We start from the raw sequence: 24,071 nt of genomic DNA on the forward strand, positions 1-24,071 counted from the left end.
CCCAATTGCTGACTGACAGGCATTGCGCGTGGGTCAGAAGCGGTAGTTGAAGCTGGCTTCCAGTGTGCGCGGTGCCCCTGGGGTGATCAGGTCGACCGAGCCATGTGCCGAGGCATAGTAGTCACGGTCGAACACGTTCTTCAGGCGCAGCGCGGCATCCCACTGCGGCACGCTGTACAGCAGCGCGGCGTCGAAGGTGGTATAGCCTGGCATCACCACCACATTGTCGAGCGCTGTGTAGCGTTCGTCGACGTAGTTGGCTCCGGCGGCCACACGCCACTCTGGTGTCAGGGTACGTACCAGCCAGACGTTGGCGCTGTTGCGCGGCGTCAGGGTAGGGGTCTGGCCTTCGTTCGCCACGCCATTGGTCTTGCTGTTGGACTTGGTGATTTCGGCGTCCAGGTAAGCGTATCCGGCATAGATTTGCCACTTGTCGGTGAGATGCCCGCTGACGGTGGCTTCAAAGCCATCGGTACGCTGTTCGCCAGCCAATACGGTCAGGTTGGGGTTGGCCGGGTCGGCAGTCTTCATGTTGGTGCGCTCAAGGCGGAACACTGCGGCGGTCAGTGACAGGCGGCTGTCGAGCAGGTCCCATTTGGCGCCGATTTCATAGTTGGTGGTTTCTTCCGGCTCCAGGTGCTGGTTGCTCGGGCTCACCGCGAACACTTCGCCCGAAGGCTGATAGCTGCGGCTGACCGACACGTAGTAGGACTGGATGGCGTCTGGCTGGTAGACCAGACCCGCACGCGGGCTCCAGGTCTTGTCGGTACGATCCAGGTCGATGTTTTGCACGCGGTCGTCGTCGTACTCCTGGCCAAAGATGTCATAACGCACACCGACCAGTGCCTTCCAGTGCGCGTTCAGCTCGATCATGTCCTGCACGTACAGACCGGTGGTCTGCTGGAAGTTGGTGCCCTTGGACGACAGGTTGGCGGCATGTTCCGGTACCGGCACCAAGGCATCACGGTACACCGGTACCTGGGCCACGTTGGTCTGGCTCAGCACGCGCTGGTACTTGTCCTGAAAGCCTGCTTCCACGCCGTACAACAGGTTGTGCTGCATGCCGGCCAGTTGCGCTTGTTGCTTGAGCTCCGTCTGGTTGAACACACCGTACTCATCGCGGGCGACGTTGCCGCGGTTGAGCTTGATCAGCAGTTCACCGTCGGGCGCGGTGACGAAGCGCGTCGGGCTGCTGTCGGCCAAGGTGTTGTTGCGGTCCAGGTCGTAGCGGTAGTAACGGCTGGTGTTGGTCAGGGTGAAGTTGTCGTTGATGCGGTAGTCCAGGCTGGCTGTAAGCGAGAACACCTCGCTGCGGGCGTAATCCTGGTCCGCATCGCCAGAGCCAAAGCGCTTGTCGCGGTCCACGTCCACCGGGCGGTTTCCCAGGGCCGGGATGCCGAAGTCGATCAGACGCTTGTCGTACAGGTAGGTGGCGCCCAGGTTCAGTTCCAGGTCGTCCGAGAGACGGAAGTAGGCCGACGGTGCGATGGCCTTGCGGTCGATGTAGCCATCATCGCGGAAGGTGTCGCTGTCTTCGAAGGCACCGGTCACGCGGTAGGCCTGGTTGCTTTGCGGGTCGGCCCAGCCGGTGTCGAACTGGGTTCGGCGTTTGCCTTCGCTGTCGACGTTCATGCCGACTTCGCGCTTGGGCGTGAAGCTTGGTTTTTTGCTGATGCTGTTGATCAGCCCGCCCGAGGAGCCACGGCCATACAGCACCGCGGCCGGGCCCTTGATCACCTCGACACGCTCGATGTTGGACAGGTCGCGAAAGTACAGGGCGTCGTCACGCACGCCGTCTATGTACATGTCGCCAATGGCGCTGAAGCCACGGATGGTCACCTGATCGCGTTGGCCGTCGCCGTTGGACAGGCCGATGCCGGGCACGTTCTTCAGCACGTCTTCCATGGACTGTGCGCCTTGGTCCTTGATCACACTTTCGGGAACGACGTTGACGGTTTGCGGGATATCGCGCAGCGGCGCGTCGATCTTCATGGCGCTGCGGCTTTCACTGGCCTTGTAGCTTTGCTGCTCATAGACGCTGGTGACGGCGGTGGCGGGCAGGGCGAGGCTACTTTGCGTATCGGTTTGGGCGGCAGCGTGGACAGCAGGCACAACGAGCAGGCCCAGCATGGAAATGGATGCTGGGGCAACAGACCTTTTTGCCATTACAGGCGACTCTTTGTTGTTATCGGGGTCACGAATAGTAATGATTTGCAAATGTAAAGCAAGTGTAAAGAATTCGTATTAGCTATAACAGTGATCTCTGCGACGAAATGTGTCGCCAACCGGGAGGGCCGGCAAGGCGGCAGGTAATGGCTATGCTTGTTAGCGCGTGAGCCTTTCACGCGCCTATTCGGACTTGATCACAGGGAAGCACGCCTATGAACCCCATTCGTACTCTCGCTCGTGCTGTAGCCCTTGCCACGCTGGCCTCTGCTGCCAGCTTCACGGTACAGGCTGCCGGTATCCCCATCGGGAGCGAGGCGCTGGAAAGCCATGTCACCACACAGGTAACGGCTATCGACCTGGCCACCCGACAAGTCACGGTGAAAGGCCCTGACGAGAAGAAGGATGTGACGTTCCAGCTGACCGAAAAGGCCAAGGCGCTGCCCAACCTGAAAGTCGGTGACCAAGTCGACATCTACGTGACACGCGCCGTGGCCTATGTGCTCAATCCGGAAGTGGGTGGGGCGCCGAAAGCGACTGAAGAGTCCGGTACCATTCGTGCAACCGAGCAAAACCCTAACCCGGGCGGCGAGGCGTTCCGCCAGGTCAAGGTTACCTCTCAGATCAAGAAGATCGACCTCAAGACGCATGAGGTGAGCTTGTTGCCACCGGAGGGCAAGCTGCAGGTGGTCAAGGTCGAGAACCCAGACCTGCAGAAACGCATGAAGAACCTCAAGGTTGGCCAGACTGTCGACGCGATCTACACCGAAGTACTGCGCGTCGAAACCTCGCGCTGACCTCGGCCGTTGCCGACCTCGGTTACTCGCCTACGATCGGCCGTTTGCGGTCCGGGCAGGCTGGTGCCGGGGAGCGGGCCTCAGTAGCCGGCGGCTTCGATCAAGGCCTGGGGCTCTGCACGATAGGGGTAGTCGACTTGTGGTGTGTCACTGCCGCAGGCTTCGGGTAGCCCGGGTCTGGATGCGCTGTGAGGCCTTGCAGGCCGGGGGATGGCGCTGAAACAGCTGAAGTACCCAGTCGGGGCGGGTCTTGCTGGCATCGTTGAGCCAATTGGCGACTGAGTCCTGGGCGTATTTCTCAGCTTCGGCCAGCAGCGGTACCAGCAACGGCTCGGCCACTTCTGGTTGTTGCTTGAGCGTGGCAATGTGCTCGCACCAAACGCCGCGCGGGCGCAGGATCTCGATGCAGAACCGACGTACCAGCGGGTCTGCATCACCGGTATGGCGGCCGAGTAGCGCCAGGGCCGCTTCAAGGTGCTGGGCCAGGCGCGGGCGCAGGGCAATCCATGCCCATTCACGCACGCCGAAGTGCTCATCGCGGGCGAAGCGAAACTGCGCCAGCAGGGCATCTTCCGCAGGCTGCGAGCGTGACAGGTACGCCTGGGCGAACGCTGCCCAACTGCGCACGGTATCGGACGGGTGCGTGCAGCATTGCTCGAACACGTGCTGGCGTAACGACTCGGCGGCTTGCTCCAGCCATTTGCCCAACGCCAGGCCAATGGCCGCCACTTTTTTTGACAGGCCTAGTGCCTGGGCCTGGTCCGCACTGGCAGCGAGGTGCTCAACCAATGCTGCTGGCAGTTGGCCTGTCAAGGCGTTGACCAAGGCGGCTTGATCCACCGCCAGGCATTCGGCCAGGTTGCGGGTTGGCAGTTGGCCAAGGTCGATCAGGGACTTTCGGTCGTCGCTCATGGCTAAGGCTCTATAGCAGTGGCACGGTGCAGTCGATTGCCGGCCAGGCACGTGCACAGCCTCCAGTGGACGGCCCAGTGCCGAGTCTTCGATGGGCGAAAGCTGAAACCTTCGATGGCCACTGGCTGTCTGGCAAGCCGGCGGATGAACAGGCGCCGGTAAAGCGACCCTGGCAGGCGGGCCGCGAGCCAAGGTTGGCGACGACTTGACTGGTCGTGTTCGCTATGTACCCGGGGCTTCCTGCCAAGCCGGGCCAATAGGCTCTGATTCTGCAACATCATCCACCTCCATGTGGTCTTGCGGGTGTGCCTTGGGTTCAGTGCTTGTCCGGTGGCAGTGCCAGGGCAGGACTGGCCGAGAGTGCCTGTAGCGTGGCGGACAGGGCATCACGTTGCGCGTTGTCCAGTGACTGCATGATCGTGCCGATCCAGTCGGTGTGTTCGGCGAAAACGGCGTCGAGTACCGCTATGCCTGCCGAGGTAAGGCTGATGCTCAGCTTGCGCCGGTCATGGGCGTCCTTGCGGCGCTTGATAAAGCCATCACCCTGCAGGCCGTCGAGCAGGCCGGTCACGGTGCCTGAGGTGATTGCCAGGCGCGTCGCCAGCTCCAGCGGTGCCAGGCGGCCGCCTGCACCTTGCAAGGTCAGGAGGATTGCGAACCGCCCTTCCGACAGGTTATGGCGGGCCAACCGTGCGGCGCATACCCGGTTGATGGCCGCTGCAGCGGACAGCAGTTCGAAACACAGGCGCACGTTCTGCCTGGCGTCAGCGGGGGCCTCGGCCAGTGCATCGAGCATGATGTGATGCTTGTTCTCAAGCGTATTCATAAGGCGCAGTTTATCTTGGTGCCTTAGTAAGTCAACAGCACAGATGTTTCAGGGTTAAGACAACATGCGCACGCCGGACGGAAGGGATGTTTCACTATGCATGGTACGAATAGTTCAAGTGCAGGATTTTGATTTCTATCAGTACTGGGTAATGCACCATCATGGTGGCCATCGATACCTTGGATGAGGACTGCCATGTTCAGTAAATCGATGCTCCTGCTGGTGCTTCCTGTGGCAATGGCGTTGCTTGCCGGTGCTGTGTTGCCATTTCAGGCCGCCGGCAATGCTGCGGTAGGCCGGGCCCTTGGGCACTGGCTGTGGGGGGCTTTCACATCGTTGACGGTGAGCATGCTGGTGGTGATCGCTGCGCTGCTGATTATCCGGGTACCGGCACCAGACATGGGCAAGGCCTTGCAAGGGCCCTGGTGGTTATGGATTGGTGGCGTGCTGGGGGCACTGTATGTAGCCGGCGCCGCAGCACTCACCCCGAAACTTGGCGCAGCAGGGTTCCTGGTACTGGTGGTGGCAGGGCAGATCATCACGGCAGTGCTTGCCGACCACTACGGGGTGATGGGGCTGGGTGGCAAGCCGCTTAGCCTGGCCAGGGTGGCTGGCGTGGTGCTGATCCTGTGCGGAGTGTTGCTGGTACAAGGCCCTTGGGCAACGGCGTCACCGGCCCATTCCACGGCAGCTGTGAAGGGGCAAGAAAACTGATCAGCGCCCTGCTTGGCTGCAGGCCCATACGGTTTCGCGCAGCCAGCGGTGCCCGGGGTCACTGTCCTTGCGGTTGTGCCAGGCTTGCTGATAGTCGAACGAGGGGATGGCCAGTGGCGGCGTGAACTGGCGCAGTGTCCTGTGCTGGCGCAACGACCCCACGGCGCGGCTGGCCACCGTCAGGATCAGGTCGGTGCCGGCCAGCACTTCGACTGCCGCACTCCAGTGCGGCATGGCCAGGGCGATACGGCGTTGCAGGCCCCGGGCGGCCAGTGCGCGCTCGATTTCATCGAAAGCATCCGGGCGCATGGCCATCAATACATGTGGGCGTGCCAGCCAGTCTTCCAGGGCCATGCCGCCGCTGGCAGGCAGCGCCTGGCGATCGGCAACGCTGATGAAGCGATCCGCAAACAGGGGCTGGACGGTGATGTCCTGAGGCAGTTCGGGGAACAGGCCCAGGGCCAGATCCAGTTCGCCATCGAGCAACTGCGCCAACATGGTTTCACGGCTGGCCTGGCTGATGGCCAGGTCCACCCCGGGCGCGACTTGGCGCAGGTGGCGCAACAGGTGCGGCAGGATGATGCGCGAGGCGTAGTCGGACAGCGACAGCCGGAACCGGCGCTGGGCCCTGGCTGGCTCGAATAGCGGGGTGGCCAGCAGGCTGTCGAGATTGCTCAGTGCATCCTGTAACGGTTGTGCCAGGGATTGGGCGCGGGCGGTAAGGGCCATGCCGCCGCCTTGGCGTACCAGCAAAGGGTCGTCGAAGTGTTTGCGCAACTGCGCCAAGGCGTGGCTCACCGCCGGTTGGCTGCGGTGCAGGCGCAGGGCTGCGCGGGTCACGTGCCGTTCACTGAGCAGGGCATGCAGGGCGAGCAGCAGGTTGAGGTCGATCTTGCGCAGTTCATCCATCAGGTGAATGGCCTTGGTTATTTCTGGCGACTTGTATCAGCTTAACAAATGCTTGACTCTTGCACGCGCTTACAAGCTGCTGGCGATAGAGGTCACTTCACAGCACATGAATTCTACTAAATGGGTTTATGTTTGCTCTGTAATTTACTGATAAAAAACAATTATCTTCTTGCAGTCGCATGCTGAACACACTGCTCAAAGTAAGTCCGCTTTATCGCTGCCGGCTTGAGCCGTGAGCGGCTGTTGTACGTCTGCTCGGTAATGCCGAAGGCAGTCATGCGCATCCAGGGTTTGGGGAATTTGCGTACCTGCAGCTTCTTGCGCGTGGCATACAAGGTCACCCCGGAAAGCTTGGCCTGTTGGGCCTCGGCGGCTATCTGCGCGCCCCAGCTGCAGGTGTGGCGATCGTTCTGGCTCAGTGCCCTGGCTTGGGCGCCGAAAGCGAAGGTGGCCAGCAGGCAGCCGGCCATCGTTGCTAGAAGTACTCGCATGTTGCTGTCCTAAGCATCTGAAAGAGAACGGAGTTTGCCTTCGCTTTCCGCAGCCGTGGGCCAGCAATTTGCCGTCAGGTCACAGCCATGCGCAGCGGGCTGGCCAAGGGCCTGCGCAGGCTTGTCCAGGCCAGGCTGGCAACCCAGAGCACCGAAACACCGTAGTTAAGGCGTTGATAGAGGCCGAACAGCTGGCCACTCTGCGCTGCCTGGCCCATCAACGCGACGGTGATGATGGCCAACACCACGCAAGCCAGGGAAAGCAGCGCCAAGGCGGGGGAGCCGGCAATGCGGTTGCCCAGCCATGCCCATACGGCGCTGGCCAAGGTCAGTGAGAGGAACATCAGCAGACCAAACAGGTTATGCAGTTGCTGCGAGGTAGATGGCTGTGCCGGTGCACAGCCCTGGTCGCAAGGGAACCAGCCGGTGCCCAAACTGCCCATGCCATGCAGCAACACCAGGCCCGCACTCAGCAGCGCCAGCTTCGAACTGCGCCAGCGCCGCACCAGGCCCCAGGCAAACAGGGCAAACAGCAGGGCCAGAGGGAAATTGTTGACCCGTGGCGACCAGCTGTGGGTTGGCGAACCGGCCGCGCCAAGCTGGCTCATGGCCTGTTGCAGGTGATCATAGCCAGGGTAGGCCTGAGCGGTGAGCCATACCCCCACCAGCAGCCAGAGGGGGATCAGCAGGCCACTGCCGAGCAAAAGGCGGTCGAGGGTTTTCATACTGCAGATTCCTTCCATGGAACAGTGAGCGTGGAGGCGTACAGTACAGGCTTGCGCACGTCATGGGCCAGGAATTCTGTGCGTTTTTCAGGGGCCAGGGACTGCAAAGATGGCAATAAATACCGCACGGGGTGTATGTGATCGTACAACCGCTTGCGCTATGATGAGCGCTGTCTTTCAAGGTGAAATACAGGGCAATGACAGAGCAGCAGGTACAGGCAAGGACCCGGCGCAAGCCGCGCAGTCTGGCCCAGGAACTGGTCACGGTGCTGACCGAACGCATTCGCAGCGGCCAGCTCAAGCGCGGCGACAAGCTGCCGACCGAATCGCAGATCATGGCCGAGGAGGGCGTCAGCCGCACGGTGGTGCGTGAGGCGATCTCGCGGTTGCAGGCCGCCGGGCAGGTTGAGACCCGCCACGGCATCGGCACCTTCGTGCTGGATGCGCCGGCTACGGGCGGTTTCCGTATCGACCCGGCCACCGTGGTCACCCTGCGCGAGGTGCTGGCGGTGCTGGAGTTGCGCATTGCCCTGGAGATCGAGTCGGCCGGGCTGGCGGCCCAGCGGCGAAGCGACGAAGCCCTGGCCGGTATGCGGGCGGCGCTGGACGAACTCAACGAGGGGGCGGCCCACGCCACCGATGCGGTGTCGGCGGACTTCCAGTTCCACCTTCGCATTGCCCAGGCCAGCGGCAACCACTACTTCGCCGACATCATCAACCACCTGGGTACCAGCATCATTCCGCGCACCCGGCTGAATTCGGCGCGCCTGGCCCATGATGATCAGGCGCATTACATGAGTCGCCTGATGCATGAGCACGAGGCGATCTATGAGGCGATTGCCCGGCGTGACAGCGAAGGGGCGAAGATGGCCATGCGCATGCACCTTAGCAACAGCCGCGAGCGCTTGCGCCAGGCGCATGAGGCGGCGGAAGCGCAAGGGACCTGAAGCCTTTGCTGCCAGTACTGGCCTCTTCGCGGGCAAGATAGCCCTGTAGGAGCGGGCTTGCCCGCGAAGAGGCCGGTACAGTCAAAAAGAAAAGCCCCGCCGTGCGCAGGGCTTTCTTGTTGCTTGCACCGGTCAGATCGCCCCGTCACTCCACTGCCCGTTCACCAACCGCCGCAGCCCCAGCGGGTTGCCGTCGCGCAGTGCCTCAGGCAGCAGTGTCTGCGGGTAGTTCTGGTAGCACACCGGGCGCAGGAAGCGGTCGATGGCCAACGTGCCGACCGAGGTGCCACGCGCATCGGAGGTCGCCGGGTACGGGCCTCCGTGCACCATCGCATCACAGACTTCGACACCGGTCGGGTAGCCATTGACCAGGATTCGCCCGACTTTCTCCTCCAGCAGCGGCACCAGCCAGGCGAAGGCATCGAAGTCTTCCGCCTCGCCGATCAGCGTCGCGGTCAGCTGGCCGCGCAGGCCGAGCAGCGCGTCGCGCAGTTGGTCGTGGTCCTGCACCTCTACAGCCACGGTGGTGGGCCCAAACACTTCTTCCTGCAACAGCGGGTCGGACTCGACCAGCAGGCGTGCATCGGCCTTGAACAGCTGAGCGCGTGCCTGGTTGCCTTCCTGCGCCTGGCCGGCCACATGCTCGATACCGGCATGGGCATGCAGGTGTTCAAGGCCGCCAACGTAGCTGCGCAGGCCGCCAGCGTTGAGCATGGTTTGCCCGGCTTGCTGGTCCAGGTACTGGCCAAGGTCGGCGAGCAGCTGGCTGTACTGTGGTGACTGCAGGCCAATCACCAACCCAGGGTTGGTGCAGAACTGCCCGGCGCCCATGCACACGGACCCCGCCAACTCGCGGGCAATGGCTTCGCCACGCTTGGCCAGGGCGCCCGGCAGGATGATGACCGGGTTGATGCTCGACATCTCGGCAAATACCGGGATTGGCTGCGGGCGCTCAGCGGCCATGCGGCAAAGGGCATCGCCGCCTTTGAGCGAGCCGGTGAAGCCAACCGCCTGGATGGCGGGGTGCTTGACCAGCCACTCGCCCACGCCGCCACCAAATACCATGTTGAACACGCCCTTGGGCATGCCGGTACGCTCAGCGGCGCGCACGATGGCGCAGCCGACCAGGTCGGCCGTGGCCATGTGCCCGCTGTGCGCCTTGAATACCACCGGGCAGCCCGCGGCGAGGGCGGCCGCGGTATCACCACCGGCGGTGGAGAAGGCCAGCGGGAAGTTGCTGGCCCCGAACACGGCGACCGGGCCCACGCCGATGCGCATCTGGCGCAGGTCTACGCGTGGCAGCGGCTGGCGCTCGGGCAGTGCCAGGTCGATGCGCGCGCCGAGGAAGTCGCCGCGGCGCAGCACTTGGGCGAACAGGCGCATCTGCCCGCTGGTGCGGCCGCGCTCGCCCTGGATACGGGCGGCGGGCAGTGCAGTTTCGCGGCAGACGATGGCGACGAAGGCGTCATCCAGTTCGTCGAGTTCAGCGGCGATGGCGTCGAGGAACTCGGCCCGACGTGCCGGAGCCAGTTGGCGGAACTCGGCGAAGGCAGCGGCAGCGGCCTTGGCGGCCTGGTCCACTTCGGCTTCGGTGGCCTGGGCAAAGCTGTAGGGCAGGGCTTCGCCAGTGCTGGCGTCCAGGCTCTGCAGGCGCTGAGGGCCAGCGGCACTGCGCTGACCGGCGATGAAGTTATGGCCGAGGATTTCAGGCATGGGGTGCTCCTGTGGGATTGAGAGTGGCGTGTGTGAATGCGTGGTCAGGGCTGCGGCATCAGGTAATGGGCGCCGGGTTGAACAGGGTGATGTCGTTGTGCAACCGGTGTTGTTCGGCCCAGGTCTGCTTGCGGCCGCTGGCCACGTCCAGGTAGTAATGGAACAGCTCCCAGCCCAGCTCCTCGATGGTCGAGCGGCCACTGGCGATGCGACCGGCGTCGATGTCGATCAGGTCGGGCCAGCGCTGGGCCAGTTCGCTGCGGGTGCACACTTTGACCACCGGTGCCATGGCCAGGCCATACGGGGTGCCGCGGCCGGTAGTAAAGACGTGCAGGTTCATGCCGGCTGCCAGCTGCAAGGTGCCGCAGACAAAGTCGCTGGCTGGGGTGGCGCAGAAAATCAGGCCTTTGCGATTGACCCGTTCGCCTGGGCCGAGCACACCCTGGATAGCGCCGCTGCCCGACTTGACGATCGAACCCAGCGATTTCTCGACGATGTTCGACAGCCCGCCTTTCTTGTTGCCCGGCGTGGTGTTGGCGCTGCGGTCGGCGGCGCCTTGCTGCAGGTAGCGGTCGTACCAGTCCATTTCGCGCACCAACGCGTCGGCAACGTCCTGGTTTTCCGCGCGCGAGGTCAGCATGTAGATCGCGTCGCGCACCTCGGTCACTTCAGAGAACAGCACGGTGGCGCCAGCGCGGACCAGCAGGTCGGCGGCATAGCCCAGTGCCGGGTTGGCGGTTATGCCCGAGAAGGCGTCGCTGCCACCGCATTGCATACCGAGGATCAGTTCGCTGGCCGGGACCGTTTCGCGGCGGCGCTGGTCGAGCTTCTTCAGGCGGGTTTCGGCCAGGTCCATGATCTGCTCGATCATTTCAACAAAGCCAAGGCTGGCATCTTGCAGGCGGTACAGCCATGGGTCGCTGAGGTCCACCGAGGGGTCGTTGTCGTGCATCACCTGGCTGGCTTGCAGTTTTTCACAGCCCAGGCTGATCACCAGTGCCTCGCCGCCCAGGTTGGGGTTGCGCGCCAGGTTGCGCACGGTGCGGATCGGGATGTAAGCGTCGCTGGCGTTGATTGCCACACCGCAGCCGTAGCTGTGGGTAATGGCTACCACGTCATCGACGTTGGGGTATTTGGGCAGTAGTTCGTTGCGAATGCGCTTGACTGCATGTTCCAGCACGCCGGTCACGCACTGCACGGTGGTGGTGATGCCGAGGATATTGCGGGTGCCGACAGTGCCGTCGGCGTTGCGATAGCCCTCGAAGGTGAAGCCCTCCAGCGGCGGCAGCGGTTGTGGCACTGCATCGCAGCGCGGCAGGCTGTCCAGGTCCGGGGCGGCCGGCATGGCCAGCTGGCTTTCCTGAACCCAGTTGCCTTGGCGCAGGTCTTCCAGCGCGTAGCCGATGATTTGCCCGTAGCGGCGCACGGGCTCGCCCTTGGCGATGGCCACGGTGGCCACCTTGTGGCTTTGCGGCACGCCTTCGATCAGGGTCAGGCCGTCGGCGAAGCGGGCGCCTTCGCCCAAGCCGCCGTCGTTGACAACGACCACGACGTTGTCGTCGTCGTGCAGGCGGACGTAGCGGGGCGAGTCGGAATGTTCGATCAACTGCATGTTTGGGCCCTACTTGTCAGGTTCTCAGGCTTTTGTACATCCGCCCATGCCGGGTGACCCGGCGCGGGCGTGTTTTTTCAGTGACGGGAGCTGGCCAGTTCGCCGTCGGTGGCAGGCTCAGCGTGTGGCTTCGGGGCAGCATCACGCAATTCGATACGCTTGATGGGGCCGACGATAACCAGATAGCTGAATACCGCGACCAGCGCGTTGGCACCCACGTACACAAGCGCCCACTTGAACGAGCCGGTGGCGCTGATGATGTAGCCGATCACGATAGGGGTGGTGATCGACGCGATGTTGCCGAAGGTGTTGAACAGGCCACCGGACAGCCCGGCAATCTGCTTGGGTGAAGTGTCCGCGACCACCGCCCAGCCCAGTGCGCCAATGCCCTTGCCGAAAAACGCCAGCGTCATGAAGCCAACCACCATCCACTCGGCATCGACGTAGTTGCAGAACACCATGGTGGTGGACAGCAGCAGGCCACAGACAATCGGCAGTTTGCGCGAAAAGGTCAGCGAGTTGCCGCGGCGCAGCAGCCAGTCGGAGATCACGCCACCCAGGACGCCGCCGATAAAACCACACACCGCCGGCAGCGAGGCGATGAAGCCGGCCTTGAGAATGGTCATGCCACGTTCCTGCACCAGGTACACCGGGAACCAGGTGAGGAAGAAGTAGGTGATGGCGTTGATGCAGTACTGGCCCAGGTATACGCCCAGCAGCATGCGGCTGGTCAGCAACTGCTTGATGTAACCCCATTTCGGGCCGTCGCTGCCGCGCTTCTGGTCCATGTCGACCAGGCCGCCGTTCTGCTCGATGTGCTCGAGTTCGCTTTGGCTGATGCGCGGGTGTTGGCGCGGATTGTAGATGGTCTTCAGCCACACCATCGAGAAGATGATGCCCAGCACACCCATGACCACGAAGACGTGCTCCCAGCCGAAGCTGAACACGATCCAGCCCATGATCGGGGCGAACAGTGCAGTGGCGAAATACTGCGCCGAGTTGAAGATGGCCGACGCCGTGCCGCGTTCCTGGGTCGGGAACCATGCGGCGACGATGCGCGCGTTACCCGGGAATGACGGGGCTTCGGCGAAACCGACCAGGAAGCGCAGGGTGAAGAGGGTGACCACGGCCCAGGCAACCGGCAGGCCACCGACAAAACCCTGCAGCAGGGTGAACAGCGACCAGGTGAAGATGCTGAAGGCGTAGACGTTCTTGGAACCGAAGCGATCGAGCAGCCAGCCACCAGGAATCTGGCCAGCCACGTAAGCCCATCCGAAGGCGGAAAAGATATAACCGAGGGTTACGGCGTCAATGCCGAGGTCTTTCTGCAGGCTGGAGCCTGCGATAGCAATGGTAGCGCGGTCGGCATAGTTGATCGTGGTCACCAGAAACAGCATGAACAGGATCAGGTAGCGCACATGCGTTTTCTTAGTCGCTTGCATGCTGGCAAAACTCCCACTAGTTATTTTTGTGCGGGCTCACGAATTGTAACCGGAGTGGGGGTAGGCCCACTCCGGGTGCGGCATCTGGCAGGCCGCGGGCAGCGCTTACTGCGGGCCCATCTTGTCCATCAGCGCGGCGAGCATTTCGTACTCTTCGGCGGTGAGGTCGGTCAGCGGAGTGCGCACCGGGCCAGCGTCGTAACCGGCAATTCTGGCGCCGGCCTTGACGATGCTCACGGCGTAGCCGGCCTTGCGGTTGCGGATGTCCAGGTAGGGCAGGAAGAAATCGTCGATCAGCTTGGCCACGGCGGCGTGGTCGTCACGGGCGATGGCGTTGTAGAAGTCCATGGCGGTTTTCGGCACGAAGTTGAACACCGCGGAGGAGTAAACCGGTACGCCCAGGGCCTTGTAGGCGGCAGCATACACTTCGGCGGTCGGCAGGCCACCCAGGTAGCTGAAGCGCTCGCCCAGGCGACGACGGATCGACACCATCAGTTCGATATCACCCAGGCCGTCCTTGTAGCCGATCAGGTTCGGGCAGCGCTCGGCCAGTTTTTCCAGCAGGTCGGCGTTCAGGCGGCAGACGTTGCGGTTGTACACCACCACCCCGATGTTTACCGATTTGCACACCGCTTCGACGTGGGCGGCGACGCCGTCCTGGCTGGCTTCGGTCAGGTAGTGCGGCAGCAACAGCAGGCCCTTGGCACCCAGGCGCTCGGCTTCTTGCGCGTATTCGATGGCCTGACGGGTAGAGCCACCGACACCGGCGAGGATCGGCACCGAAGTGGCGCAGGTGTCGACCGCGGTCTTGATCACCTGGCTGTATTCGCTGGCGGCCAGGGAGAAGAATTCACCGGTACCGCCAGCGGCGAACAGCGCGCTGGCGCCGTAGGGGGCCAGCCACTCAAGGCGCTTGATGTAGCCAGCCGGGTTGAAGTCGCCCTGGGCATTGAAGTCGGTGACCGGGAAAGACAGCAGGCCGTGGGAGAGGATGGATTTAAGTTCTTGTGGATTCATTGTTGTTGGCATCCTGTGGCGCTTGGGTGAGGGGGTGTTGTTTTGCGTTGGAGGTAAGTTATCGTACAACTTGTGCGATGACTAGTCCTTTTTCAGAGTTTTGTGTTCTCGCCAGGGTGGCCGTCTGGATAGGTGTGTTGTGGCGCAGATCGAGCGCCGCCCGCGCGGCGCTTCGCGGGTAAACCCGCTCCTACGTTTGTTTCGGGCCAGTATCGCCTGTGCCAGACGCGCGCGACCGCCTTGTTTGTACGACGCGATATCGAGGCATGCGCCAAGGCGTTCGCGCGCAAATGCCACAGGCATAACTGGCCCGAAACAAACGTAGGAGCGGGTTTACCCGCGAAGCGTCGCGCGGGCGGCGCTCGATTTCACAGGCGCAGCAGGGACGACGACAAACACATGGCAGTCATCGTATCTCTTAAGGGAAAGGAAAAAACGATCGCGGAGACAGGCACAAGCCCGCCGCCCGATTCCACGGGAAGTGTTCTGGGACCAGCAGAGGGTGACCGGGGAAACGGGGGCGGCCTTGCACCGCCCCGCGATCAAAGCAGAGGAAACTGAAGGTCAGGCCGCGTGCTGGCGCTTGATTTGCGCCTTGCGTACCTGGGCCCGGCAAGCATCGCCGAAAGCCTGGAAGATCTTTATCGAGTCAGGGTTCTTCGCCGCCTGCCATTCAGGGTGCCACTGCACCGCGAACAAGAACGGCGAAATGCTTGGCGCGTGAATCGCTTCGACCAGGCCATCTTCGGCACGGGCGATCGCTTCAATACCGGCGCCAAGCTTGTGCAGGCCTTGGCCATGCAGCGAGTTGACGCGAATCTCGTCGGTACCCAGGGTGTCGTGCAGCCAGCTGCCCGGCTGGATCTTCACCCCATGCACCTGGGCGTACTGCACTTCGACCGGGTCTTCCGGGTTTTCCCGGTGGTCATTGAACCCAGGTTCGGCATACACCTTCTGGTAAATGTCGCCACCCAGGGCCACGTTGATTTCTTGCATGCCGCGGCAGATGCCGAAAATGGGCAGGCCACGCTTGATCGCCGCCTTGACCAGCGGAATGTCGAACAGGTCGCGGTTCTGGTCCTGGCCTTTGCCTGGGGTCTGGTTTTCCTGGCCATACAGGGCCGGGTCGATGTTGCTGCCAGCGCCAGTCAGGTAAACGCCGTCGGCCATGTCCAGGTAGGTCTCGAGGTCGTCAGTGCCGCAGCAGGTAGGCACCAACACCGGGACGCAATCGGAGAACTCGACCAGCGGGGTAATGTATTTGTGGGTCATGACCTGGTAGTCATGGCCTTTGCGCTCTTGGCTGCCCATGGTCATCAGGACGACGGGTTTGCGCAGGGAAGGTTGCTTGTTGCCAATGTTGCTGTTGGACATATGTCACCTTGGGACAGGTTCGACCTGTCGTTGTTGTGCAGGCGCACGGCGCGGGGCCTTGGGTGCTGCCTGTAGCCCCGAGCACTGCCGGCTCGTCAGAGGCGACGATTCCGGTCGGGGCTTGTAGATAGCTTGCCAGAGCCGTTCGATATGTCAAACGACGGAAGCGGGCTTTAACGCGGGGGATACGCCGTTTTCTGGGGGCTGAAACCGATGCGGGCCTGTGGCGGCGTGGGTTTGGCAGGGGCTGCGGTCAATAATATTTAACGATGCAGTTGGGTCATTGCAGCGGCGCAATGATTAGGTCGCTTGAAATCACCTCGGTCCATGTGGGGGCGGCCTTGTGTCGCGAAAGGGCCGCAAAGCGGCCCTCGGATTTCAGCTCTGTGCATAGATTGCCGGGGCTGCTGCGCAGCCCTCTCGCGACGCAAGGCCGCTCCCACAAAGTCCAGTGACAGGTATTCAATCAGTGCAGTATCTGCGCCAGGAACGCCTTGGCCCGCTCGGTGCGCGGCTGGTTGAAGAACACCTGCGGCGGGCTGTCCTCGATGATCTGCCCACCCTCAAGGAACAGCACCCGCTCGGCGACCTGCCGGGCAAAGCCCATTTCATGGGTGACGCACAGCATGGTCATGCCCGTGCCAGCCAACTGCACCAGTACGTCCAGCACCTCGGCGACCATTTCCGGGTCCAGCGCCGAAGTGGGCTCGTCGAACAGCATGATCCGCGGCTTCATGCACAGCGCCCGGGCGATTGCCACGCGCTGCTGCTGGCCGCCGGACAGCTGGCTGGGGTACTTGTGCGCCTGGCTTTCGATGCCGACCTTGCTCAGGTACATGCGTGCCCGCTCCTCGGCGTCCTTGCGTGACAGCCCGCGCACGCTGGTGGGGGCCAGCAGGCAGTTGTCGAGCACGCTCATGTGCGGGAACAGGTTGAAGTGCTGGAACACCATGCCGATGTCGCTGCGTACCTGTGCAGCCTCGCGCGTGGTGGCCGCCAGGTCGATGCCGTCCACCTGGATGCTGCCCTGCTGGGCGACTTCCAGGCGGTTGATGCAACGGATCAGGGTCGACTTGCCCGAGCCGGACGGCCCGCACAGCACGATGCGTTCGCCTTCGCGCACCTGCAGGTCGATGTCACGCAGCACGTGGAACGCGCCATAGTGCTTGTTCAGGCCTTCGATGCGTATCAGCACCGAACGCGGGTCGGGTTCGGGGGCAAGGGTGGCAAGGCTCAGTGGTGCGGTCATCTTGTTGTTCTCCCGCGTGGGTTCAGTCGAAACGGGTCGCGCTGTAAGGCGCGGGGTCGGTGAAGGGGGGCTCGCCAGTGAGCAGCTCGGCCAGCAGCCGACCGCAGACCGGCCCCAGCGTGAGGCCGTGATGGGCATGGCCGAAGTTGAACCACAGCCCTGGGTGGCGCGGCGCCGGCCCGATCACCGGGCGCATGTCGGGCAGGCAGGGGCGGCGGCCCAGCCATGGCGTGTCGTCCAGACGTTCGCCGAGGGCCGGGAACAGCTTGCGCGCCAAGGCCTCGCAGCGGCCCAGCTGAATCTGATTGCCAGGCGCACTGGCTGCGTCGAACTCGATGCCGGTGGTCAGGCGCACGCCGCGCGCCATCGGCGCCAGTACATAGCCGCCTTGGGTGTCGCAGATCGAGTGCTCCAGCTGAGCGCCGTCACGGGTGCTGTAGTGCATGTGGTAGCCCCGCTTGATGGCCAGCGGGATCTGGTAGCCCAGGCCGCTGAACAGGTCGGCTGACTGAGGCCCAAGGCAGGCCACCACCTCGTCGGCAGTGATCGGGCCACGCTGGCTCTCTACCCGCCATTGGCCATTGGCCTGGCGCAGGCTGCGCGCATCGCCATGCACGAACTGCCCGCCGCGCTGCAGGAACAGCGCCGCATAGCCACGGGTGAGCGCGCCGGGGTTGTTCACGGTTTTCGGGTCGAGCCAGTGGATGCCACCGACCACGGTGGCGTCCAGCTGATGTTCACGTGCCTGCAGCTGCCCGCATTCAAGGATTTCGAACCGCAAGCCGTAGCGGCTCAGGCCCTTGGCATCGGTTTTTGCCTGCTCGAACAGCGCGGGGTCGCGGAACACTTCGATCCAGCCTTTGGCTTGCACCAGGCCCTCCAGGCCGGCGGCAGCGATCAGCGCGTCATGCTCGTCGACACAGCGCTGCACCAGCGGCAACATATCGGCGGCGGCGCCGGCCAGGCGCCCGGGTGCCGACTGGCGCCAGTAACGCCACAGCCACGGTGCGGCCTTGGGCAGGTGCGCCAGGCTGTAGCGCACATCGGGCTGGCGGTTCAGGCCGTAGCGCAGCAGTGCGCCGAGTTGCCGCGGGAAGGCATAGGGGATGACACTGGAGCGCTCGATCAGCCCGGCGTTACCGTGGCTGGTGCCGCTGCCCGGTTCGTCGCGGTCGATCAGAATTACCTGGCGCCCGCGTGCCTGCAGGTGCAGCGCGGTGCTGACGCCGACGATGCCGGCGCCGAGGACAAGGGTCTGGCAATGCATGAAACGTATCCTTCGGTCAGTTCAGGTGGCGGCCCAGGCGGGCTTCCAGGTGTTTCAACAGGCGCCGCACCAGTTCGACGATCACCAGGTAGAGCACGGCGGCCCACAGGTAGATCTGGAAGTCGAAACTGCGCGAGAAGGCCAGTTTGGTCACGCCCATCAGGTCGTAGATCGTCACCAGCGAGGCGATCGCGCTGGCCTTGATCATCAGGATCAGTTCGTTGCCCAACGGGCCAATGGCCACCAGCAGCGACTGCGGCAATATCACCTTGAAGAACGTGGTCGAGCGCTTCAGGTTCAGCGCCCGCGCCGCTTCATGCTGGCCAGGCGCAACCGCCATCAGGCTGCCGCGGAAGATCTCGGCCTGGTAGGCGGCAGTGTTCAGGGTGAACGCCAGCAAGGTGCAAAACCACGCATCCCGGAAGAACCACCACAGGCCGACGTCCTGCCAGAAGCCCTTGAGCGAACCCAGGCCGTAATACAGCAGGAACAATTGCGCCAGCAGCGGCGAACCGCGGAAGAAGTACACGTAGCCGGCTGCCATGCGCTGCAGTACCAGGCTGCGAGACAGGCGGGCAAGGGCCAGCAGAAGGCCGAGCACAGCACCCAGGCTGAAGGAAATCGCCACCAGCTTGGCGGTTACCAGCAGGCCGTCGATGAAGCGCGGGCCGTAGCGTTCCAGCAGGTCGGGGTCAAGCACCATTGCCAGCAGTTGATCGAAGCTCATGCGCGTGCTCCTTGCAGGTGGCGGTTGCTGCGCCGTTCGATGTAGGCGAACACGCGCCCGGACAGTGCCGCGAACAGCAGGTAGCCCAGGCAGGCGACGCCGTAGAAGAACATCGGCTCCTTGGTTACGCTGACCGCCAGGTTGGTCTGGCGCATCAGGTCGACCAGCGAGATGGTCGACACCAGCGAGGTGTCCTTGAGCAGCGACAGCCAGTTGTTGGACAAGCCGGGCAGGGCGATGCGGGTCAGTTGCGGCAGCAGCACCTTGAAGAAACCGGTGCGCTTGCTAAGCCCAAGCGCCGAGCAGGCTTCCAGCTGGCCCTTGGGCAGGGTCTTGAAGGCGGCCAGCCAGATCTCGCTGGAAAACGCGGCGAACACCAGGCTGAAGGCGATCATCGCGGCGAGGAAGGTGTTGATGAGGAACTCACCTTGGTAGCCCATGGCGGCGAGGATCTTCTGCGCGGCGATCTGGCAGCCGTAATAGATGATCAGCAACGTCAGCAGCTCGGGCAGGCCGCGGAAGACAGTGGAAAAAGTGGTGGCCCAGGCCCGTGGCAGGCGTTTGCGTGAGCGCGCCGCCAGGGCGACCACCAGGCCCAGTGGCAGGCCGATGGGCAGGCAGGCCAAGGCCAGGGAAACGGTAACCAGCGCGCCGGCCAGCAACGCCTGGCCCCAGCCTCCGCTGGCGAAAGACAGCAAGGACAATTGATCGAGCATGACGAACCTCTTGGGCAGGTTATGCGGCCTTGTGGGAGCGGCCTTGCGTCGCGAACGGGCTGCGTAGCGGCCCAGGGTTTATGCAACTGCAGAGATTGCCGGGGCCGCTACGCAAGGCCGCTCCCACAGGGGGGGCGCACAACTTCCTGAAGATCAGTTGTAGATATCGAAAGCAAAGTACTTGCTGGCGATCTTCTGGTAGGTGCCGTTGGCCACAATCTGTTGCAGCGCGGTATTCAGGCGCTGGCGCAGGGCTTCGTCGTCCTTGCGCACAGCGATCGCGGCATCGGCCTTGGTGTCGGCCACGTCGCCAAGGATCTTGCAGCAATCCCCGCCGTTCTTGTTCATCCACTCGTGCAGCGGGAATTTGTCGGCAATCACGCCGTCCAGGCGGCCGGCCGCCAGGTCTGCGTTGGCTTCGTCCATGGTCGGGTACAGTTTCACGTCGGCACCGGCCTTGCCGTACACGTCTTCGGCGTAGATGGCCTGGGTAGAGGAAGACTGCGCACCGACGGTGTAGCCGACAAAGTCGGTCTGGGCGCTGTCGATCTTGCTGTCCTTGGCAACCGCCACGGTCAGGGGCGTGCGGTAGTAGTGCTCGGTGAAGGCGATCTTCTTGCGTCGCTCTTCGGTGTCGATCATCGATGCCACTATCGCGTCATACTTGCGCGCCATCAGGGCGGGGATGATGCCTTCCCAGTCCTGCGCCACCAGCGTGCATTCGACTTTCATCTGTTCGCACAGGGCATGGGTGATGTCGACATCGAAGCCATGCAGCTTGTTATCGGCGTCTACATAGTTGAAGGGCGGGTAGGCACCCTCGGTGGCGAACCGCAGGGTTTCAGCGCTGGCGGCACCCGCCAGCAGCAGGGCGCACGCACCCAGCAAGGCCATGGACTTGTTCATCTCGCACCTCATTGCACTCTTGCTATTGTTGTTTGCCCGTCGACCACGAGGTGTAGCCGACGAATTCGTTATGTAGAGCGGCAGTTGCTTCCAAGCGTTTTTCAACATCCGGTCCGAGCTTCTTGCAGACCTCGTTGACCATCAGATGCACCCACGACAGCATCGTCGAGGTGGATTCCCAGAACAGGTTGAACTCGGTGGGGATGCGGAACACCTCGTCGGCATTGGCATCCGCCCAGTCACAGAAGGTGTCGGTCACCAGGGTGACCGCAATGCCAGCCTCGCGCGCCTTCTGGCACAGCATCAGGGCATGGCGGGAATAACGGCGCGCCTCGAACACCACTAGGGCGCTGTCTTCGGCGCGGCCCAGCAGCACTTCGCCGAAGTGCCCGGCGCTGATGTCCACCAGTTGCACACCATCGCGCAGGTATTGCAGCAGGTGGCTCATGCACATGGCGATGCCGCGCTCGGTCTGGAAACCGGCGATGAACACCCGCGGTGTGCTCGCCAGGCGTTGCGCCACGGTGTGCCAGGCGGGGCTCTGGCGGTATTCGTGTACGCGCACCAGGGCGGCGATTTCCAGCTCCAGGCTGCCGGCGTTGTCGCTGGCGTCCTGGTTCTGGCGGTAATCTTGCAGACGATCGCCTACCAGCCACGGGCCATCGCCCAGATCGTTCTGCAGGTCTTGCTTAAGCGCCTTGAGGTGGGCATAACCCAGTGAGCGACAGTAGCGCCCGACGCTGGATTCGCTGACGCCCAGCTTGGCGGCAATGCTGGCCGAGGTCTGGAACGGCAGTTCGTGCAGGTTGGCAAGCATGTAGGTGGCGATCTTGCGACCCGAGGCAGCGGCCCCTTCGAGGCTGTTTTCCAGGCGTTGCTTGATCAGTTGGCTCATGCTGCGGCTCCAGGGGTGAGGCTTGGGAAGAAAATGAATGTTTTCTGTCATCAAGTCAACATTTGACAGATTGCTGTCACATGAAGGAAAGTTTTTGTCGTTGCAACGCTGTAGCCATTCCAAAATCAACAAGGAGCTTCAGATGTCCGCACCTTCCACCAGCACCGTTGTGCGCGTGCCTTTTACCGAGCTGCAAAGCCTGTTGCAGGCCATTTTCCAGCGCCATGGGTGCAGCGAGGCCGTGGCCCGGGTGCTGGCCCACAACTGCGCCAGCGCCCAGCGTGATGGCGCCCATAGCCATGGGGTGTTCCGCATGCCCGGTTATGTCTCGACCTTGGCCAGCGGCTGGGTCGATGGCCAGGCCACGCCACAGGTCAGCGACGTGGCCGCCGGCTATGTGCGTGTCGATGCTGCGGGCGGTTTTGCCCAGCCAGCACTGGCGGCGGCCCGTGAGCTGTTGGTGGCGAAGGCGCGCAACGCAGGCATTGCCGTGCTGGCGATCCACAACTCGCACCACTTCGCCGCGCTATGGCCGGATGTCGAGCCGTTCGCCGAAGAGGGCCTGGTAGCCCTTAGCGTGGTCAACAGCATGACCTGCGTGGTGCCGCATGGTGCGCGCAAGCCGCTGTTCGGTACCAACCCCATCGCTTTTGCTGCGCCTTGCGCCGAGCATGACCCGATCGTTTTCGACATGGCCACCAGTGCCATGGCCCATGGCGATGTGCAGATTGCCGCGCGCGCCGGCCAGCAATTGCCGGAGGGCATGGGGGTGGATGCCGATGGCCAGCCGACCACCGACCCGAAGGCGATCCTGGAAGGCGGCGCCCTGCTGCCATTTGGCGGGCACAAGGGCTCGGCGTTGTCGATGATGGTCGAGCTGCTGGCGGCGGCGCTGACCGGCGGTCATTTCTCCTGGGAGTTCGATTGGTCCGGGCATCCGGGGGCGAAAACGCCATGGACCGGGCAGTTGATCATCGTCATCGACCCAGGCAAGGCCGAGGGCGAGCGCTTTGCCCAGCGCAGCCGCGAGCTGGTGGAGCACATGCAGGCGGTGGGGCTGACGCGCATGCCGGGCGAGCGGCGCTACCGTGAGCGCGAGGTGGCCGAGGAGGAGGGGGTGGCGGTGACCGAGCAGGAGTTGCAAGGCCTGAAAGAGCTGCTTGGCTGATCTGGCCCCTTCGCGGGTAAACCCACAGGTGCCTGAGCTGTTCCCAGGCTGTGCGCTGAACCCGTAGGAGCGGGTTTACCCGCGAAGAATCCAGCACGAATTTCCAGCCATGCAATGTTGCATAGACAACCTTGCACAATAGTGGATGTTCCTGAGCCCGCTCTGCGGGTATGCTCAGGGCTGACTTTCCGTACCGTCCTGATCCAAGGAGCTGCACGCTGTGTTCAAACATGTCGATGCCTATGCCGGCGACCCGATCCTCTCGTTGATGGAAACCTTCAAGGCCGACCCGCGCGCCGACAAGGTCAACCTGAGTATTGGCCTGTACTACGATGAGGCCGGCGTGGTGCCGCAACTGGCGGCGGTGGATGCGGTGGAAAAACGCATTGCCGGTCAGGACCACGAAGCCTCCCTGTACCTGCCGATGGAAGGCCTGGCCAGCTACCGCCAAGCCATCCAGGCGCTGCTGTTCGGTGCTGATCACCCGGCCGTGACCGGCGGCCGGGTGGCCACCGTACAGACCGTGGGTGGCTCCGGCGCCCTGAAGGTTGGTGCCGACTTCCTCAAGCGCTACTTCCCGCAGTCCGAAGTCTGGGTCAGCAACCCGACCTGGGACAACCACCGCGCCATCTTCGAAGGTGCAGGCTTCAAGGTGCACACCTACCCGTACTTCGACCAGGCCACCCGCGGCGTGGACTTTGACGGCATGCTGGCCACCTTGCAGAGCCTGCCGGCCAACAGCGTGGTGCTGCTGCACCCGTGCTGCCACAACCCTACCGGTGCCGATCTGCAGCAGCACCAGTGGCAACAAGTGGTCGAAGTGGTCAAGGCGCGCCAGCTGATCCCGTTCCTCGACATCGCTTATCAAGGCTTCGCCGAAGGCTTGGTAGAAGACGCCTACGCTATCCGCGAAATGGCCCGTGCCGGCGTGCCGTGCCTGGTCAGCAACTCCTTCTCGAAAATCTTCTCGCTGTATGGCGAGCGGGTGGGCGGCCTGTCGGTGGTGTGCGATGACGAGGCCACTGCCCAGAGCGTGCTTGGCCAGCTGAAGGCCACCGTGCGCCGCAACTACTCCAGCCCGCCCAACTTCGGCGCCCAGCTGGTTGCTGGCGTACTGAGCGATGCTGGCCTGAATGCCCAGTGGGCCGAAGAAGTCGAAGTGATGCGCAAGCGTATCCTCGACATGCGCCAGGCGTTGGTCGATGCCCTGGCCGTGCTGCTGCCGGGCCAGGACTTCCAGTTCTTCCTGCGCCAGCGCGGCATGTTCAGCTACACCGGCTTTAGCTTCGAGCAGGTACGTCGCCTGCGTGACGAGTTCGGCGTGTACCTGATCGACAGCGGCCGTGTGTGCATGTCCGGCCTGCGCCCGGCCAACCTGCAACGGGTTGCCGAAGCGTTCGCTGCCGTTCAGAAGTAACTCGCCAAGGGACCAGCTGCGGCCCCTCCTGTGGGGCGCGGTTGGACTTTGTGGGAGCGGCCTTGCGTCGCGAAAGGGGCC

The 24,071-nt window shown here is 63.2% G+C and carries 22 protein-coding genes; 5 read left to right on the forward strand and 17 right to left on the reverse strand.

Going from position 1 to position 24,071, the window contains the following annotated elements; all coding sequences use genetic code 11:
* Nucleotides 1-33: 33 nt before the first annotated feature.
* A complete protein-coding gene (locus AA098_RS11700) occupies nt 34-2,166 on the reverse strand; it encodes a TonB-dependent siderophore receptor (protein ID WP_014861625.1) in 2,133 nt (710 codons plus the stop codon).
* A gap of 215 nt (nt 2,167-2,381) precedes the next feature.
* Here AA098_RS11700 and AA098_RS11705 point away from each other — a divergent pair, with 215 nt between their 5' ends.
* Nucleotides 2,382-2,963, forward strand: coding sequence for a hypothetical protein (locus AA098_RS11705; protein WP_003247673.1), 582 nt, complete (start codon nt 2,382-2,384; stop codon nt 2,961-2,963).
* A 147-nt stretch (nt 2,964-3,110) separates the two neighbouring features.
* Here the strand turns inward: AA098_RS11705 and AA098_RS11710 are convergent, their stop codons facing one another.
* On the reverse strand, nt 3,111-3,875 hold the full coding sequence (locus AA098_RS11710; RefSeq protein WP_064614239.1) for a hypothetical protein: 765 nt from the start codon (nt 3,873-3,875) through the stop codon (nt 3,111-3,113).
* A gap of 316 nt (nt 3,876-4,191) precedes the next feature.
* Nucleotides 4,192-4,701, reverse strand: coding sequence for a MarR family winged helix-turn-helix transcriptional regulator (locus AA098_RS11715; RefSeq protein WP_003247680.1), 510 nt, complete (start codon nt 4,699-4,701; stop codon nt 4,192-4,194).
* A gap of 195 nt (nt 4,702-4,896) precedes the next feature.
* Between AA098_RS11715 and AA098_RS11720 the strand changes: the two genes are divergently transcribed.
* Entirely contained in the window at nt 4,897-5,415 is a 519-nt protein-coding gene (locus AA098_RS11720) for a DMT family transporter (RefSeq protein WP_054889290.1), read from the forward strand.
* Here the strand turns inward: AA098_RS11720 and AA098_RS11725 are convergent, their stop codons facing one another.
* The 3 genes from AA098_RS11725 to AA098_RS11735 form a co-directional block, all read right to left on the reverse strand.
* On the reverse strand, nt 5,416-6,324 hold the full coding sequence (locus AA098_RS11725) for a LysR family transcriptional regulator (RefSeq protein WP_004575275.1): 909 nt from the start codon (nt 6,322-6,324) through the stop codon (nt 5,416-5,418).
* Between the two features lie 161 nt (nt 6,325-6,485).
* Complete coding sequence (locus tag AA098_RS11730; protein ID WP_004575276.1) at nt 6,486-6,815, reverse strand: hypothetical protein; 330 nt, start codon at nt 6,813-6,815, stop codon at nt 6,486-6,488.
* Between the two features lie 74 nt (nt 6,816-6,889).
* The gene (locus AA098_RS11735; protein WP_004575277.1) at nt 6,890-7,540 is read right to left on the reverse strand and encodes a DUF998 domain-containing protein; all 651 of its coding nucleotides are present in this window, start codon (nt 7,538-7,540) and stop codon (nt 6,890-6,892) included.
* 197 nt (nt 7,541-7,737) lie between these two features.
* Here AA098_RS11735 and AA098_RS11740 point away from each other — a divergent pair, with 197 nt between their 5' ends.
* On the forward strand, nt 7,738-8,487 hold the full coding sequence (locus AA098_RS11740) for a FadR/GntR family transcriptional regulator (protein WP_003247694.1): 750 nt from the start codon (nt 7,738-7,740) through the stop codon (nt 8,485-8,487).
* A 132-nt stretch (nt 8,488-8,619) separates the two neighbouring features.
* On the opposite strand, the gene AA098_RS11745 is transcribed toward AA098_RS11740, so the two are convergent.
* The 11 genes from AA098_RS11745 to AA098_RS11795 all read right to left on the reverse strand — a co-directional run bounded on the left by AA098_RS11745 (nt 8,620) and on the right by AA098_RS11795 (nt 21,405).
* On the reverse strand, nt 8,620-10,200 hold the full coding sequence (locus AA098_RS11745) for an aldehyde dehydrogenase (NADP(+)) (RefSeq protein WP_003247696.1): 1,581 nt from the start codon (nt 10,198-10,200) through the stop codon (nt 8,620-8,622).
* Nucleotides 10,201-10,258: 58 nt separating this feature from the next.
* A complete protein-coding gene (gene garD / locus AA098_RS11750) occupies nt 10,259-11,812 on the reverse strand; it encodes a galactarate dehydratase (protein ID WP_064614240.1) in 1,554 nt (517 codons plus the stop codon).
* Between the two features lie 77 nt (nt 11,813-11,889).
* Nucleotides 11,890-13,254 (reverse strand): MFS transporter, encoded by a 1,365-nt coding sequence (locus tag AA098_RS11755; protein WP_003247701.1) that lies wholly within the window; start codon nt 13,252-13,254, stop codon nt 11,890-11,892.
* 105 nt (nt 13,255-13,359) lie between these two features.
* Nucleotides 13,360-14,271 (reverse strand): 5-dehydro-4-deoxyglucarate dehydratase, encoded by a 912-nt coding sequence (gene kdgD / locus AA098_RS11760; RefSeq protein ID WP_003247703.1) that lies wholly within the window; start codon nt 14,269-14,271, stop codon nt 13,360-13,362.
* Between the two features lie 564 nt (nt 14,272-14,835).
* Nucleotides 14,836-15,645 carry a gamma-glutamyl-gamma-aminobutyrate hydrolase family protein gene (locus tag AA098_RS11765; RefSeq protein WP_004575279.1) on the reverse strand — a complete coding sequence of 270 codons (810 nt, stop codon included), beginning with the start codon at nt 15,643-15,645 and terminating at the stop codon, nt 14,836-14,838.
* Between the two features lie 466 nt (nt 15,646-16,111).
* Complete coding sequence (locus AA098_RS11770; RefSeq protein ID WP_003247711.1) at nt 16,112-16,894, reverse strand: amino acid ABC transporter ATP-binding protein; 783 nt, start codon at nt 16,892-16,894, stop codon at nt 16,112-16,114.
* 22 nt (nt 16,895-16,916) lie between these two features.
* Nucleotides 16,917-18,161, reverse strand: coding sequence for an FAD-binding oxidoreductase (locus tag AA098_RS11775; protein WP_003247714.1), 1,245 nt, complete (start codon nt 18,159-18,161; stop codon nt 16,917-16,919).
* Nucleotides 18,162-18,177: 16 nt separating this feature from the next.
* Entirely contained in the window at nt 18,178-18,888 is a 711-nt protein-coding gene (locus AA098_RS11780) for an ABC transporter permease (protein ID WP_003247716.1), read from the reverse strand.
* On the reverse strand, nt 18,885-19,604 hold the full coding sequence (locus AA098_RS11785) for an ABC transporter permease (RefSeq protein ID WP_003247720.1): 720 nt from the start codon (nt 19,602-19,604) through the stop codon (nt 18,885-18,887). Before AA098_RS11785 ends, AA098_RS11780 begins: the two co-directional genes overlap by 4 nt.
* A gap of 153 nt (nt 19,605-19,757) precedes the next feature.
* Nucleotides 19,758-20,510, reverse strand: a complete 753-nt coding sequence (locus tag AA098_RS11790) for a transporter substrate-binding domain-containing protein (protein WP_003247722.1) — start codon at nt 20,508-20,510, stop codon at nt 19,758-19,760.
* Between the two features lie 22 nt (nt 20,511-20,532).
* Nucleotides 20,533-21,405 carry a MurR/RpiR family transcriptional regulator gene (locus AA098_RS11795; RefSeq protein ID WP_004575280.1) on the reverse strand — a complete coding sequence of 291 codons (873 nt, stop codon included), beginning with the start codon at nt 21,403-21,405 and terminating at the stop codon, nt 20,533-20,535.
* Nucleotides 21,406-21,547: 142 nt separating this feature from the next.
* Here AA098_RS11795 and AA098_RS11800 point away from each other — a divergent pair, with 142 nt between their 5' ends.
* Both AA098_RS11800 and AA098_RS11805 read left to right on the forward strand, forming a co-directional pair.
* Nucleotides 21,548-22,573 carry an Ldh family oxidoreductase gene (locus AA098_RS11800; RefSeq protein WP_003247726.1) on the forward strand — a complete coding sequence of 342 codons (1,026 nt, stop codon included), beginning with the start codon at nt 21,548-21,550 and terminating at the stop codon, nt 22,571-22,573.
* A gap of 220 nt (nt 22,574-22,793) precedes the next feature.
* The gene (locus AA098_RS11805) at nt 22,794-23,990 is read left to right on the forward strand and encodes an amino acid aminotransferase (RefSeq protein ID WP_064614241.1); all 1,197 of its coding nucleotides are present in this window, start codon (nt 22,794-22,796) and stop codon (nt 23,988-23,990) included.
* Nucleotides 23,991-24,071: the final 81 nt, after the last annotated feature.

The organism is Pseudomonas sp. JY-Q (assembly GCF_001655295.1).
In the GTDB taxonomy this organism is placed as follows: domain Bacteria; phylum Pseudomonadota; class Gammaproteobacteria; order Pseudomonadales; family Pseudomonadaceae; genus Aquipseudomonas; species Aquipseudomonas alloputida.